The organism is Escherichia sp. R1, from assembly GCF_003000935.1.
GTDB classification, from domain to species: domain Bacteria; phylum Pseudomonadota; class Gammaproteobacteria; order Enterobacterales; family Enterobacteriaceae; genus Escherichia; species Escherichia coli.
The window spans coordinates 269,449-284,320 of the sequence record NZ_PSRU01000004.1; the positions used below are offsets into that span (position 1 = coordinate 269,449).

A 14,872-nucleotide genomic window follows, 5' to 3' on the forward strand; every position below is an offset into this window, starting at 1 on the left:
TCTTTTTTAATGAATCAAAAGTACGTGAGGCTTTTTATTGAATGATTATTGCATGTGTGTCGGTTTTTGTTGCTTAATCATAAGCAACAGGACGCAGGAGTATAAAAAATGAAAACCGCTTACATTGCCAAACAACGTCAAATTAGCTTCGTGAAATCTCACTTTTCTCGTCAACTGGAAGAACGTCTGGGGCTGATCGAAGTCCAGGCGCCGATTCTTAGCCGTGTGGGGGATGGCACGCAGGATAACTTGTCGGGCTGTGAAAAAGCGGTGCAGGTAAAAGTGAAAGCTCTGCCTGATGCCCAGTTTGAAGTGGTTCATTCACTGGCGAAGTGGAAACGTCAGACCTTAGGGCAACACGACTTCAGCGCGGGCGAAGGGCTGTACACGCACATGAAAGCCCTTCGCCCCGATGAAGACCGTCTTTCCCCGCTGCACTCGGTCTATGTAGACCAGTGGGACTGGGAACGCGTAATGGGCGACGGCGAGCGTCAATTCTCGACTCTGAAAAGCACGGTAGAGGCGATCTGGGTGGGAATTAAAGCAACCGAAGCTGCGGTTAGCGAAGAGTTTGGCCTGGCACCGTTCCTGCCGGATCAGATCCATTTCGTACACAGCCAGGAGTTACTGTCTCGTTATCCGGATCTCGATGCCAAAGGGCGTGAGCGGGCGATTGCGAAAGATCTTGGCGCGGTATTCCTCGTCGGGATTGGCGGCAAGTTGAGTGATGGTCATCGCCACGACGTGCGCGCACCGGATTATGATGACTGGAGCACCCCGTCAGAGCTGGGCCATGCGGGTCTGAACGGCGATATTCTGGTATGGAACCCGGTACTGGAAGATGCGTTTGAGCTTTCTTCCATGGGGATCCGCGTGGATGCCGACACGCTGAAGCATCAGCTGGCGCTGACCGGTGACGAAGATCGCCTGCAGCTGGAGTGGCATCAGGCGCTGCTGCGCGGTGAAATGCCGCAGACCATCGGCGGCGGTATCGGGCAGTCTCGTTTGACCATGCTGCTGCTGCAACTGCCACATATCGGCCAGGTTCAGTGTGGTGTATGGCCGGCAGCTGTTCGTGAGAGCGTCCCTTCTCTGCTGTAATAATTTATCGCCGCCAGCGTCTGAGCAGGCGGCTTCGCATCCCGGTATCAAAGCGCCAGATATGATCGAAAATGCGCATGATGCCGGGTTTGCCATGTGCCGACATCGCCACGGCATGAAAGCGATGCTGATGTACCCGCTGCAACTCTTTCACTTTACTCGTCACGTCGTCAGGCAACCGCTGGGCGATAAAATCAGAAATCACCACCGCATCGGCATCAAACCATTCCCTGCTTTGCAAGCGTTCCATAATGGCGCGAAAACAACTGGCAAGATCGGTGCCGCCACGAAACTGCTGACTTAAAAAGCGGATCGCTTGCTCAATACCTTGTGGCCCTGAAAGCTCATAACGGACGATCTCAGTGGAAAATAGCATAATATAGCAGCGCCGGTTTTCAGCGAGGGCTATGCGCATCAAGGCCAGGCAGAACGCTTTCGCACACTGTTCATTAAAGCCGCCCATTGAGCCGGAAGTATCCACGCAGACAATAAACGGTCCGCGCGGCTGTTCGTCGTAATCTTTATGCACCACCGGGCGTTCGATCACTTTTTCACGCCACGACTCACCATGCAGGCGATAGGTGAGCAACTGTTTTTCCACCAGCCGACGGTAAAACTCATACTCCAGTTCCGTTATCCCTAGTGTCGCCAGTTCTGGCGGCAAGAGACGTAAAATATCATCGCTTTGCTGCAGACCATCAACCTGCTCAGGAACTGTCGCCGGTTCGCGCACCATGGTGCGGAAGGTTTCCATCTGCGCATCGTTGCGCGGTATTGATTTGGCTTCCCGGGAACGCCCCAGCTGTTCTGCCAGACGTTTCAGTTCCGGCTGTTCGTTAAGAAATTCACCGTATTTCACAATCAACTGATAGTCGCCACGTTTAAGCTGACCGGCACTCATATCCCACAGACGACCAGCTGCGGTATTGTTATCTGCGAGAATCGGTTCAAGTTGCCCGCTCAGCGTCATGCGTTCCTGAACTTCACTCAACAGTTGTTCGCGTTCTTCTTCTAATAGCTGCTGATTTAACGTCGTTGCTTGCACGATCAGGCTTAAACGCCAGCGCTGGAGAAAAAGCGTGTGTAACGCTGAAGTGATCGTACTGTTAGCATCAACCAACTGTCGGGCTTGTTCTGCCCATGGGGAATTCAGACGATGCAGTAAGTCCAGGATTTGTGGTAGCTGCACAATAAACTGCGGCGTGGAGAGGAGCTGGCTTTGCTGATAGCACATCACCTCTTCGGTGAGTTCCGGCGGGACTCGGGCATCTTTCAGCCGACTGCGCAGCGCCTCACGCCAGCGGGGAACATCATCAGTGATTGCCGCCTTCAGTCGTGGGAATTTTTCAAAGAAGACTGCCAGCTGCGGTGAGGCCAGCAGCGCGATGATCATCTCTTCGATCAATCCCTCTTCGCTGACGGCCAGCATCACATTAAGCGTATCCAGCGTTAGCATTGTTGTGCCTGGCGAATCTGTGCGCCGACATCCTGTAGGCTGGCTTCAATGCGACCTAACCAGTCGCCAGGGATAAACAGACATTTTTGCTGTTCGCTGAATAAAGCGTGTTGCTTGCGCCAGTCGCTTTCAAGCTCTTCCAGTTGTTGTTTTATTTCGCTGGGCAGACCTTCAGCCGATGAACCGGGAAGTGCTAGCGTACTGCCTTGTAAACTCACATCGCGTACAACCAGATGTTGGGCGCTATCGACTTCCAGATTCAGTTTCTGGGCAAAGCCGATACCGTTCAGTTTGCCGCGAATCTCACCACCTTTACTCAGCCACTGTTCCAGCGCGCTACGCTCAAAGGAGATATGAACCACTTCCATATCATGCAGTTTTAACGGTTTTTGCAGCAGCAGAGTCAGAGTGGAAGCAGTAACGTTAACAGGGAGTTGATACTGCTGACGACGGCTAAAAATGCCGCCCAGACGAATTACCGTTAAGGCTGTTTTATCGCTTTGTTGCTGCTGAAGTTGCAGGTGACGTTGCACAATCGCGCCCAGGCGGGTCAACATCCCTTGCTGTTGCCAGGCGTGACCGGTCATCAATACATCAATTTGTTGTTGTATCAAATTCAGGCTTTGCGCGTCATACCACAGGCAATCTTTCAGCAAAATGAGATCAACCGGGGCGACAGCACTGCGACCGCTAAAAAAGGCGCTGGCCTGCAATAAGCGGATCGCTTTTTTCCAGCGACGATCCGAGACATAAGGCGCATCCGGTAATTTATCCAGTTGCTGGCGCAGCATAAAAATCAGCTCAAATACATGATCGGGCAGCGTAATTTCACCAATCTCTTTCTGCCAGCGTTCATATTCTTCATCTGTGATCTGCAAGGAGGCAGGAACCGGATTGTCATTTTCATCCTGTTGACTGGTCAGCATGGAGCGGAAATTCGCTTTATCCTGCACTTTATCTAACCACAGACGAATCAGCATGCGGTCATATAACGCTTCCAGACTGCTGTCTGCTTCCGGCAGCTCGTTGGAGGCCGCCACCAGCAGACGCATCGGGATTTTTTCTACGAGTGCGCCGTTGCGGAACTGGCGCTCGTTAATGGCGGTGAGCAGGGTATTAAGAATTGCCGGACCCGCTTTCCAGATCTCATCCAGAAAGACGATTTCAGCTTCCGGCAGGTAACCGCTGGTTAAACGTTCATAGCGCCCTTCATCTTTTAGCGCCTGAATAGAAAGGGGACCAAAAACTTCTTCCGGCGTGGAGAAGCGGGTCATCAGATATTCAAACGCGCGGGCATTCTGAAAGGCGAATTTTAAGCGCCGGGCGATCAAACTTTTGGCAATACCTGGTGGGCCAAGGAGGAACACACTTTCACCACTTAATGCCGCTAATAAACACAAGCGGATGGCGTGGCTACGTTCATAAAGCCCCTTTTCCAACGAACTGCTCAGGCGGGAAATTCTTTCCGCTAATAAATGAGGGTGAGCCATAATGAAGTGGCGTCCTTTCATCAAAAGTTCTGCGTAAATTGCGAGTATAGACGTTTCTTGCTGGTGGCTAAAATAGTCTCAAAGGAGGGGTATTTTTCTTTGAGCCAGGTTAATGTGGCCGCATTTAGGAGTACGATTTTGCCGTTAATCGTGCATACTGTGCGCTTTTTTGTGGGCCAAGGGACTAAGCACACATTTCATATTTCAACGAAAGACTAGTCTATGAGCACTGATAATAAGCAATCATTGCCCGCGATTACCCTCGCGGCGATTGGAGTTGTCTACGGCGATATTGGTACCAGCCCGTTATATACACTTCGTGAATGTTTGTCCGGCCAGTTTGGTTTTGGCGTTGAACGCGATGCCGTGTTTGGCTTTTTATCGCTGATCTTCTGGCTGCTAATCTTTGTGGTTTCCATTAAATATCTCACCTTCGTGATGCGGGCAGATAACGCCGGTGAAGGGGGGATCCTGACGTTGATGTCGCTTGCCGGGCGTAATACGTCGGCGCGAACCACATCAATGCTGGTGATTATGGGGCTAATCGGCGGCAGCTTTTTCTATGGTGAAGTCGTCATTACTCCCGCTATTTCGGTGATGTCCGCCATTGAAGGTCTGGAAATCGTCGCCCCGCAGCTGGATACCTGGATAGTTCCCCTCTCAATTATCGTTCTCACATTATTATTCATGATTCAAAAACATGGCACGGCTATGGTCGGTAAGCTGTTTGCGCCGATCATGCTGACCTGGTTTTTGATTCTGGCAGGGCTGGGGTTACGTAGCATTATTGTTAACCCGGAAGTGCTGCATGCACTGAATCCGATGTGGGCGGTGCATTTCTTCCTTGAATACAAAACGGTTTCTTTTATTGCATTAGGGGCAGTGGTGCTGTCGATTACGGGGGTCGAGGCGCTGTATGCTGATATGGGGCACTTTGGTAAGTTCCCTATTCGTCTGGCGTGGTTCACCGTCGTATTGCCTTCCTTAACCCTTAATTACTTCGGCCAGGGAGCGCTGTTGTTAAAGAATCCGGAAGCGATTAAGAACCCGTTCTTCCTGTTGGCACCGGACTGGGCGCTGATCCCGCTGCTGATCATCGCCGCACTGGCGACGGTAATTGCCTCGCAGGCGGTTATCTCTGGCGTCTTCTCATTGACGCGTCAGGCGGTACGTCTGGGATATTTGTCGCCGATGCGCATTATTCACACTTCCGAAATGGAGTCAGGGCAAATCTATATTCCCTTTGTGAACTGGATGCTCTATGTCGCGGTCGTGATTGTGATTGTCAGCTTTGAGCACTCCAGCAACCTGGCGGCGGCGTACGGGATTGCGGTGACCGGAACCATGGTGCTGACGTCTATTCTCTCGACTACCGTGGCACGTCAGAACTGGCACTGGAATAAGTATTTTGTTGCGCTGATCCTGATTGCTTTCCTTTGTGTCGATATTCCCTTGTTCACCGCTAACCTCGATAAACTGCTCTCCGGCGGCTGGTTGCCATTGAGCCTCGGTACGGTGATGTTTATCGTGATGACCACCTGGAAGAGCGAGCGTTTCCGCTTGCTGCGGCGGATGCATGAACATGGTAACTCTCTGGAAGCGATGATTGCTTCGCTGGAGAAATCACCGCCCGTTCGCGTGCCTGGGACCGCGGTGTATATGTCGCGTGCAATCAACGTCATTCCCTTTGCGCTGATGCATAACCTGAAACATAACAAGGTATTGCATGAGCGGGTGATTCTGTTAACTCTGCGCACCGAAGACGCGCCATATGTCCATAACGTCCGTCGGGTACAGATTGAACAACTGTCGCCCACTTTCTGGCGCGTGGTGGCAAGTTATGGTTGGCGAGAAACGCCAAACGTGGAAGAAGTTTTCCACCGCTGCGGTCTGGAAGGATTAAGTTGCCGGATGATGGAAACCTCCTTCTTTATGTCGCATGAGTCGTTGATCCTCGGCAAACGCCCGTGGTATTTGCGTCTGCGCGGCAAGCTGTACTTGCTGCTGCAACGTAATGCGCTGCGGGCACCGGATCAATTTGAAATCCCGCCAAACAGAGTTATCGAACTGGGTACTCAGGTCGAAATCTAACGCCAGACGCCTCCTTTCTCCATAAGGGGGCGTTTTTGTTTTCATGGTTAATCACCATGTAAAACGTTTCGAGGTTGATCACATTTCCGTAACGTCACGATGGTTTTCCCAACTCAGTCAGGATTAAACTGCGGGTCAGCGAAACGTTTCGCTGATGGAGAAAAAAATGAAAAAAGGCACCGTTCTTAATTCTGATATTTCATCGGTGATCTCCCGACTGGGACATACCGATACGCTGGTGGTGTGTGATGCTGGTTTACCCATCCCCAAAAGTACAACGCGTATCGATATGGCATTAACCCAGGGTGTACCTTCTTTTATGCAGGTGCTGGGTGTAGTCACAAATGAAATGCAGGTCGAGGCTGTCATTATCGCGGAAGAGATCAAACAACATAATCCGCAACTCCACGAAACGTTGCTCACTCACCTTGAGCAGCTGCAAAAACACCAGGGAAACACCATTGAAATTCGTTACACCACGCATGAACAATTCAAACAACAAACCGCAGAAAGTCAGGCGGTAATTCGCAGCGGAGAATGTTCTCCGTATGCGAATATCATTCTCTGTGCTGGCGTGACGTTCTGAGGCCGTCATGGAAGCATTACTTCAGCTTAAAGGCATCGATAAAGCCTTCCCGGGCGTAAAAGCCCTCTCGGGCGCAGCGTTAAATGTCTATCCGGGCCGCGTGATGGCGCTGGTGGGCGAAAACGGCGCGGGTAAATCCACCATGATGAAAGTGCTTACTGGTATCTATACTCGCGATGCCGGTACGCTTTTATGGTTGGGGAAAGAAACGACATTTACCGGGCCGAAATCTTCCCAGGAAGCCGGGATTGGGATTATCCACCAGGAACTGAACCTGATCCCGCAGTTAACCATTGCCGAAAACATTTTCCTTGGTCGTGAGTTTGTTAATCGCTTTGGCAAAATTGACTGGAAAACCATGTATGCCGAAGCGGATAAATTGCTGGCTAAACTTAACCTGCGCTTTAAAAGCGACAAGCTGGTGGGCGATCTTTCCATCGGTGACCAGCAAATGGTTGAAATCGCCAAAGTGCTGAGCTTTGAGTCGAAAGTCATCATTATGGATGAACCGACCGATGCGCTGACCGATACCGAAACCGAATCCTTGTTCCGCGTCATCCGCGAGCTGAAATCGCAAGGCCGTGGTATTGTCTATATCTCCCACCGCATGAAAGAAATCTTCGAGATTTGCGATGACGTTACCGTTTTTCGTGACGGACAATTTATTGCTGAGCGCGAAGTGGCATCACTGACCGAAGATTCTCTGATTGAGATGATGGTGGGCCGCAAGCTGGAAGATCAATATCCGCACCTGGACAAAGCGCCGGGAGATATCCGCCTGAAAGTCGATAATCTCTGCGGACCTGGCGTTAACGATGTCTCTTTTACTTTACGCAAAGGCGAAATTCTTGGCGTCTCTGGTTTGATGGGCGCTGGGCGTACCGAACTGATGAAAGTGCTCTACGGTGCACTGCCGCGCACAAGCGGTTACGTCACCCTGGATGGGCATGAAGTCGTTACCCGTTCGCCGCAGGATGGCCTGGCAAACGGCATTGTTTATATCTCCGAAGACCGTAAACGTGACGGTTTAGTGCTGGGCATGTCAGTAAAAGAGAACATGTCGCTGACCGCGCTGCGCTACTTCAGCCGTGCTGGCGGCAGTTTGAAGCATGCCGATGAACAGCAGGCTGTGAGTGATTTCATTCGTCTGTTTAATGTGAAAACGCCATCGATGGAACAGGCAATTGGTCTGCTTTCCGGTGGCAATCAGCAAAAAGTAGCGATTGCCCGTGGTCTGATGACACGCCCTAAAGTGTTGATCCTCGATGAGCCTACCCGTGGCGTAGATGTCGGCGCGAAAAAAGAGATCTATCAACTGATTAACCAGTTCAAAGCCGATGGCTTGAGCATCATTCTGGTGTCATCGGAGATGCCAGAAGTATTAGGCATGAGCGATCGCATCATCGTCATGCATGAAGGGCATCTCAGCGGGGAATTTACTCGTGAGCAGGCCACCCAGGAAGTGTTAATGGCTGCCGCTGTGGGCAAGCTTAATCGCGTGAATCAGGAGTAAAAAAATGACAACCCAGACTGTCTCTGGTCGCCGTTATTTCACGAAAGCGTGGCTGATGGAGCAGAAATCGCTTATCGCTCTGCTGGTGCTGATCGCGATTGTCTCGACGTTAAGCCCGAACTTTTTCACCATCAATAACTTATTCAATATTCTTCAGCAAACCTCGGTGAACGCCATTATGGCGGTCGGGATGACGCTGGTGATCCTGACGTCGGGTATCGACTTGTCGGTAGGTTCTCTGTTGGCGCTGACCGGCGCAGTTGCTGCATCTATCGTCGGCATTGAAGTCAATGCGCTGGTGGCTGTCGCTGCCGCTCTCGCGTTAGGTGCCGCAATTGGTGCGGTAACTGGGGTGATTGTAGCGAAAGGTCGCGTCCAGGCGTTTATCGCTACGCTGGTTATGATGCTTTTACTGCGCGGCGTGACCATGGTTTATACCAATGGTAGCCCAGTGAATACCGGCTTTACTGAGAACGCCGATCTGTTTGGCTGGTTTGGTATTGGTCGTCCGCTGGGCGTACCGACGCCAGTCTGGATCATGGGGATTGTCTTCCTCGCGGCCTGGTACATGCTGCATCACACGCGTCTGGGGCGTTACATCTACGCGCTGGGCGGCAACGAAGCGGCAACGCGTCTTTCTGGTATCAACGTCAATAAAATCAAAATCATCGTCTATTCTCTTTGTGGTCTGCTGGCATCGCTGGCCGGGATCATTGAAGTGGCGCGTCTCTCCTCCGCACAACCCACTGCGGGGACTGGCTATGAGCTGGATGCTATTGCTGCGGTGGTTCTGGGCGGTACGAGTCTGGCGGGCGGAAAAGGTCGCATTGTTGGGACGTTGATCGGCGCATTAATTCTTGGCTTCCTTAATAATGGATTGAATTTGTTAGGTGTTTCCTCCTATTACCAGATGATCGTCAAAGCGGTGGTGATTTTGCTGGCGGTGCTGGTAGACAACAAAAAGCAGTAATAACGACTACAGGACATCTTGAATATGAACATGAAAAAACTGGCTACCCTGGTTTCCGCTGTTGCGCTAAGCGCCACCGTCAGTGCGAATGCGATGGCAAAAGACACCATCGCGCTGGTGGTCTCCACGCTTAACAACCCGTTCTTTGTATCGCTGAAAGATGGCGCGCAGAAAGAGGCGGATAAACTTGGCTATAACCTGGTGGTGCTGGACTCCCAGAACAACCCGGCGAAAGAGCTGGCGAACGTGCAGGACTTAACCGTTCGCGGTACCAAAATTCTGCTGATTAACCCGACCGACTCCGACGCAGTAGGTAATGCTGTAAAGATGGCTAACCAGGCGAACATCCCGGTTATCACTCTTGACCGCCAGGCAACGAAAGGTGAAGTGGTGAGCCACATTGCATCTGATAACGTACTGGGCGGCAAAATCGCCGGTGATTACATCGCGAAGAAAGCGGGTGAAGGTGCCAAAGTTATCGAGCTGCAAGGCATTGCCGGTACATCCGCAGCCCGTGAACGTGGCGAAGGTTTCCAGCAGGCCGTTGCTGCTCACAAGTTTAATGTTCTTGCCAGCCAGCCTGCAGATTTTGATCGCACCAAAGGTTTGAACGTAATGCAGAACCTGTTGACCGCTCATCCGGATGTTCAGGCTGTATTCGCGCAGAATGATGAAATGGCGCTGGGCGCGCTGCGCGCACTGCAAACTGCCGGTAAATCGGATGTGATGGTCGTCGGATTTGACGGTACACCGGATGGCGAAAAAGCGGTGAATGATGGCAAACTAGCAGCGACTATCGCTCAGCTACCCGATCAGATTGGCGCGAAAGGCGTCGAAACCGCAGATAAAGTGCTGAAAGGCGAGAAAGTTCAGGCTAAGTATCCGGTTGATCTGAAACTGGTTGTTAAGCAGTAGTTTTAATCAGGTTACATGACCTGATGGTGACATAAATACGTCATCGACAGATGAACGTGTAATATAAAGAAAAGCAGGGCACGCGCCACCCTAACACGGTGGCGCATTTTATGGACATCCCGAATATGCAAAACGCAGGCAGCCTCGTTGTTCTTGGCAGCATTAATGCTGACCACATTCTTAATCTTCAATCTTTTCCTACTCCAGGCGAAACCGTAACCGGTAACCACTATCAGGTTGCATTTGGCGGCAAAGGCGCGAATCAGGCGGTGGCTGCTGGGCGTAGCGGTGCGAATATCGCGTTTATTGCCTGCACTGGCGATGACAGCATTGGTGAGAGCGTTCGCCAGCAGCTCGCCACTGATAACATCGATATTTCTCCGGTCAGCGTGATCAAAGGCGAATCAACAGGTGTGGCGCTGATTTTTGTTAATGGCGAAGGTGAGAATGTCATCGGTATTCATGCCGGCGCTAATGCTGCCCTTTCCCCGGCGCTGGTGGAAGCGCAACGTGAGCGTATTGCCAACGCGTCGGCATTATTAATGCAGCTGGAATCACCACTCGAAAGTGTGATGGCAGCGGCGAAAATCGCCCATCAAAATAAGACTATCGTTGCGCTTAACCCGGCTCCGGCTCGCGAACTTCCTGACGAACTTCTGGCGCTGGTGGACATTATTACGCCAAACGAAACGGAAGCAGAAAAGCTCACCGGTATTCGTGTTGAAAATGATGAAGATGCAGCGAAGGCGGCGCAGGTACTGCATGAAAAAGGTATCCGTACTGTACTGATTACTTTAGGAAGTCGTGGTGTATGGGCTAGCGTGAATGGTGAAGGTCAGCGCGTTCCTGGATTCCGGGTGCAGGCTGTCGATACCATTGCTGCCGGAGATACCTTTAACGGCGCGTTAATCACGGCGTTGCTGGAAGAAAAAACATTGCCAGAGGCGATTCGTTTTGCCCATGCAGCCGCTGCGATTGCCGTAACACGTAAAGGCGCACAACCTTCCGTACCGTGGCGTGAAGAGATCGACGCATTTTTAGACAGGCAGAGGTGACGCTTGGCTACAATGAAAGATGTTGCCCGCCTGGCGGGCGTTTCTACCTCAACAGTTTCTCACGTTATCAATAAAGATCGCTTCGTCAGTGAAGCGATTACAGCCAAAGTTGAAGCGGCGATTAAAGAACTCAATTACGCGCCATCAGCTCTGGCGCGTAGCCTCAAACTCAATCAAACACATACCATTGGCATGTTGATCACTGCCAGTACCAATCCTTTCTATTCAGAACTGGTGCGTGGCGTTGAACGCAGCTGCTTCGAACGCGGTTATAGTCTTGTCCTTTGCAATACCGAAGGCGATGAACAGCGGATGAATCGTAATCTGGAAACGCTGATGCAAAAACGCGTTGATGGCTTGCTGTTACTGTGCACCGAAACGCATCAGCCTTCGCGTGAAATCATGCAACGTTATCCGACAGTGCCTACCGTGATGATGGACTGGGCTCCGTTCGATGGCGACAGCGATCTTATTCAGGATAACTCGTTGCTGGGCGGAGACTTAGCAACGCAATATCTGATCGATAAAGGTCATACCCGTATTGCCTGTATTACCGGTCCGCTGGATAAAACTCCGGCGCGCCTGCGGTTGGAAGGTTATCGGGCGGCGATGAAACGTGCGGGTCTCAACATTCCTGATGGCTATGAAGTCACTGGTGATTTTGAATTTAACGGCGGGTTTGACGCTATGCGCCAACTGTTATCACATCCGCTGCGTCCTCAGGCCGTCTTTACCGGAAATGACGCTATGGCTGTTGGCGTTTACCAGGCGTTATATCAGGCAGAGTTACAGGTTCCGCAGGATATCGCGGTGATTGGCTATGACGATATCGAACTGGCAAGCTTTATGACGCCACCATTAACAACTATACACCAACCGAAAGATGAACTGGGGGAGCTGGCGATTGATGTACTCATCCATCGGATAACCCAGCCGACCCTACAGCAACAACGATTACAACTTACTCCGATTCTGATGGAACGTGGTTCGGCTTAGATTTACGCTGTCTTTTGATCAAATTATTACCATCGGTTGTTTTCAGTAGCATGAACATTGCTGCTGAAGCAACAGTAATAATGCCCATCGTGATAAACGTATAGTGGAATTGTTCGACTGTCGTTGTGCCTTCCATCCCTTCGTAAACGCGAAGGACTGCCGCACTTACAGCAACGCCTAAACTGATCGACAGTTGCTGCGTGACCGCCAGAACACTGTTACCGCTGCTGGCGTTGTCATCGGTCAGATCGGCAAGTGTGATGGTATTCATCGCGGTAAATTGTGTCGACATAGCCATCCCTAATATAAACAACGGCAAGATCAGCATCCATATCGCCATTGCTGGTGATTGCAAAGAGAACTGAGCGATCATTAGCCCTATAATCACCGTGATCCCCACTAACGTATGGCGATAGCCCAGACGACGTAAGACTTGGGTAACCATCGATTTTGCAATAATGGAACCTAACGCTGTCGGTGCCATCATACAGCCAGCAATAAACGCCTGATACCCAAATCCTACCTGTAACATCAATGGCATAAGGAACGGTACACAGCCGGTCCCCAGACGGGTTGCAATATTGCCTACGATACCGATCGAGAAAGTGCGGGTTTTAAATAAATCTAATGAAATTAATGGGTTTGGCGTGCGTCGCGCATGGAGAATATAGAGAAGCAGTAACCCGATGCTGGTGACAATTACCGTCAAGGCAATCCAGCTGGCGACAATCTTTTCCCCGAATAGCTCTATTCCGCTTGAGAAGAGAACAAGGCTGAGGCCAAACAGCAAAAAGCCAGTGATATCGAATCTGCGTCGTGCGGTGGTGAAATTGGGCATATGTTTGCGCGCGTAAAGAAGGCCCGCAATACCTATGGGGATATTGATTAAAAATATCCAGTGCCAGGTTGCCCAGGTGACCAGCACGCCGCCAAGAACGGGGCCTAAAATTGGCCCCACCAGACCCGGCATGGCGACAAAATTCAATACAGGAAGAAGTTCATTACGAGGATAAGCGCGCAGTAAGGCCAGCCGAGCAACAGGCATCATCATTGCGCCGCCTATCCCCTGAATAACCCGGAAGACAACCAGCTGTGGTAGCGAGTTGGAAAGTGCGCAGGCCAGAGAACCCAACGTGAACAGACTCACGGCAAGGGTAAAAATGCGACGTGTACCGAAGCGATCGGCTAGCCATCCGCTTACCGGAATAAGCATCGCCACCGTCAGCGTATAACTGATGATGGCTGATTGCATCGCGAGAGGAGAACGATTAAGGCTATGAGCGATTGCGGGTAAGGCGGTATTCAGAATAGTGGCATCAAGTGCCTGCATGAAGAAGGCCATCGCCGTGATCCACGGCAAACCCGCCATACTGCGCTTCTTTTTATCGCTCATTCAATGTCCTGTTATCGGGTTATCACTTATCTGGTGAGCGTAGCAGCGCCTGACAAGCTTTAAATGCCGCGTCGCCATCGCTTTGGATAATCGCATCGACAATCGCTTGGTGCAGATCCAGCTTTATCACTGTGTCGCTGGTAATTGACGTGAAGTAAGTGTGATAAACCGAATGGAATAGCGAGGCGAATGAGGTCAAAAACGGATTGGCGCTCATTTCATAGATATGCTCATGCCAGGCCATATCGACTTCGATCCAGCGTTCACGGCGAAAGTTCTCTTTTAATGCCGCCATTTCGGCCATTAACGTATTGAGATGCGCCTTCTGTTCCGCGGTGCCAACCTTTGCTGCCAGTAGGCAAGCTTGCGGCTCCAGACAGATACGCATAACCAGAAAGTGATCGATGACCTGATGAAAGTTCTCTTCTGTCATCCACCAGGTAAGCAATTCCTGATCAAGAAAATTCCAGTTCGATTGTGGCATGACTCGGGTACCAATTCGCGGTCGCGGTAAAACCATCCCTTTTGCCGTTAACGTTTTGACCGCTTCGCGTACCGCTGTACGACTCACTCCAAATTGCTCGCCCAGCTCAATCTCACCAGGCAAAATGGTGCCGGGTTCATATTCACCTTTTAAGATCCGCTGCGCCAGCTTCTCAGCCAGAACATACGAAAGGTTTTTCTGTGCAGCTAACTGTTGTGCGCTTAAAGGCATTACTAATCTTCCTTTTTCTTTTTATTCCTTCTTAGTATGCCACCAGGAAGTGTGATTACGGTTGCAAAAACGGCAAATTGCTTGTTTTATGGCACATTAACGGGGCTTTTGCTGAAAAAATGCGCGGTCGGAAAATTATTTTAAATTTCCTCTTGTCAGGCCGGAATAACTCCCTATAATGCGCCACCACTGACACGGAACAACGGCAAACACGCCGCCGGGTCAGCGGGGTTCTCCTGAGAATCTCAACAGAGAAAAGCAAAAAAATGCTTGACTCTGTAGCGGGAAAGCGTATTATGCACACCCCGCGCCGCTGAGAAAAAGCGAAGCGGCACTGCTCTTTAACAATTTATCAGACAATCTGTGTGGGTACTCGAAGATACGGATTCTTAACGTCGCAAGACGAAAAATGAATACCAAGTCTCAGGAGTGAACACGTAATTCATTACGAAGTTTAATTCTTTGAGCATCAAACTTTTAAATTGAAGAGTTTGATCATGGCTCAGATTGAACGCTGGCGGCAGGCCTAACACATGCAAGTCGAACGGTAACAGGAAGCAGCTTGCTGCTTTGCTGACGAGTGGCGGACGG

The 14,872-nt window shown here is 50.9% G+C and carries 12 protein-coding genes and 1 rRNA gene; 9 read left to right on the plus strand and 4 right to left on the minus strand.

Annotated elements, in window-relative coordinates; all coding sequences use genetic code 11:
• The first annotated feature begins 108 nt into the window (after positions 1-108).
• Positions 109-1,101 (plus strand): aspartate--ammonia ligase, encoded by a 993-nt coding sequence (gene asnA / locus C4F37_RS07310; protein WP_001540168.1) that lies wholly within the window; start codon positions 109-111, stop codon positions 1,099-1,101.
• Between the two features lie 4 nt (positions 1,102-1,105).
• Here the strand turns inward: asnA and viaA are convergent, their stop codons facing one another.
• Together viaA and ravA are read right to left on the minus strand one after the other, a co-directional pair.
• Complete coding sequence (gene viaA, locus C4F37_RS07315) at positions 1,106-2,557, minus strand: ATPase RavA stimulator ViaA (protein ID WP_000956642.1); 1,452 nt, start codon at positions 2,555-2,557, stop codon at positions 1,106-1,108.
• Positions 2,551-4,047, minus strand: a complete 1,497-nt coding sequence (gene ravA / locus C4F37_RS07320) for an ATPase RavA (RefSeq protein WP_001297967.1) — start codon at positions 4,045-4,047, stop codon at positions 2,551-2,553. Before ravA ends, viaA begins: the two co-directional genes overlap by 7 nt.
• 222 nt (positions 4,048-4,269) lie before the next feature.
• On the opposite strand from ravA, the gene kup reads away from it, so the two are divergent.
• The 7 genes from kup (at position 4,270) to rbsR (ending at position 12,173) form a co-directional block, all read left to right on the plus strand.
• Positions 4,270-6,138, plus strand: coding sequence for a low affinity potassium transporter Kup (gene kup / locus C4F37_RS07325; protein ID WP_000102331.1), 1,869 nt, complete (start codon positions 4,270-4,272; stop codon positions 6,136-6,138).
• 166 nt (positions 6,139-6,304) lie between these two features.
• Positions 6,305-6,724 carry a D-ribose pyranase gene (gene rbsD / locus C4F37_RS07330; RefSeq protein ID WP_001346607.1) on the plus strand — a complete coding sequence of 140 codons (420 nt, stop codon included), beginning with the start codon at positions 6,305-6,307 and terminating at the stop codon, positions 6,722-6,724.
• Between the two features lie 7 nt (positions 6,725-6,731).
• The gene (gene rbsA, locus C4F37_RS07335) at positions 6,732-8,237 is read left to right on the plus strand and encodes a ribose ABC transporter ATP-binding protein RbsA (RefSeq protein ID WP_000387770.1); all 1,506 of its coding nucleotides are present in this window, start codon (positions 6,732-6,734) and stop codon (positions 8,235-8,237) included.
• Between the two features lie 4 nt (positions 8,238-8,241).
• Entirely contained in the window at positions 8,242-9,207 is a 966-nt protein-coding gene (gene rbsC, locus C4F37_RS07340; protein WP_000211858.1) for a ribose ABC transporter permease, read from the plus strand.
• 24 nt (positions 9,208-9,231) lie between these two features.
• Positions 9,232-10,122: a ribose ABC transporter substrate-binding protein RbsB gene (gene rbsB, locus C4F37_RS07345; protein WP_001056273.1), complete on the plus strand. Its 891-nt coding sequence runs from the start codon at positions 9,232-9,234 to the stop codon at positions 10,120-10,122.
• A gap of 125 nt (positions 10,123-10,247) precedes the next feature.
• The gene (gene rbsK, locus C4F37_RS07350) at positions 10,248-11,177 is read left to right on the plus strand and encodes a ribokinase (protein ID WP_001361791.1); all 930 of its coding nucleotides are present in this window, start codon (positions 10,248-10,250) and stop codon (positions 11,175-11,177) included.
• A gap of 3 nt (positions 11,178-11,180) precedes the next feature.
• Positions 11,181-12,173 carry a ribose operon transcriptional repressor RbsR gene (gene rbsR, locus C4F37_RS07355; RefSeq protein ID WP_000224470.1) on the plus strand — a complete coding sequence of 331 codons (993 nt, stop codon included), beginning with the start codon at positions 11,181-11,183 and terminating at the stop codon, positions 12,171-12,173.
• On the opposite strand, the gene mdtD is transcribed toward rbsR, so the two are convergent.
• Both mdtD and C4F37_RS07365 read right to left on the minus strand, forming a co-directional pair.
• Complete coding sequence (gene mdtD / locus C4F37_RS07360) at positions 12,139-13,566, minus strand: multidrug transporter subunit MdtD (RefSeq protein WP_001774085.1); 1,428 nt, start codon at positions 13,564-13,566, stop codon at positions 12,139-12,141. The two genes, rbsR and mdtD, sit on opposite strands and share 35 nt — an antisense overlap.
• 22 nt (positions 13,567-13,588) lie before the next feature.
• Complete coding sequence (locus C4F37_RS07365) at positions 13,589-14,281, minus strand: FadR/GntR family transcriptional regulator (protein WP_001131161.1); 693 nt, start codon at positions 14,279-14,281, stop codon at positions 13,589-13,591.
• Positions 14,282-14,760: 479 nt separating this feature from the next.
• Between C4F37_RS07365 and C4F37_RS07370 the strand changes: the two genes are divergently transcribed.
• A 16S ribosomal RNA gene (locus tag C4F37_RS07370) occupies positions 14,761-14,872 on the plus strand; the annotation flags it as partial.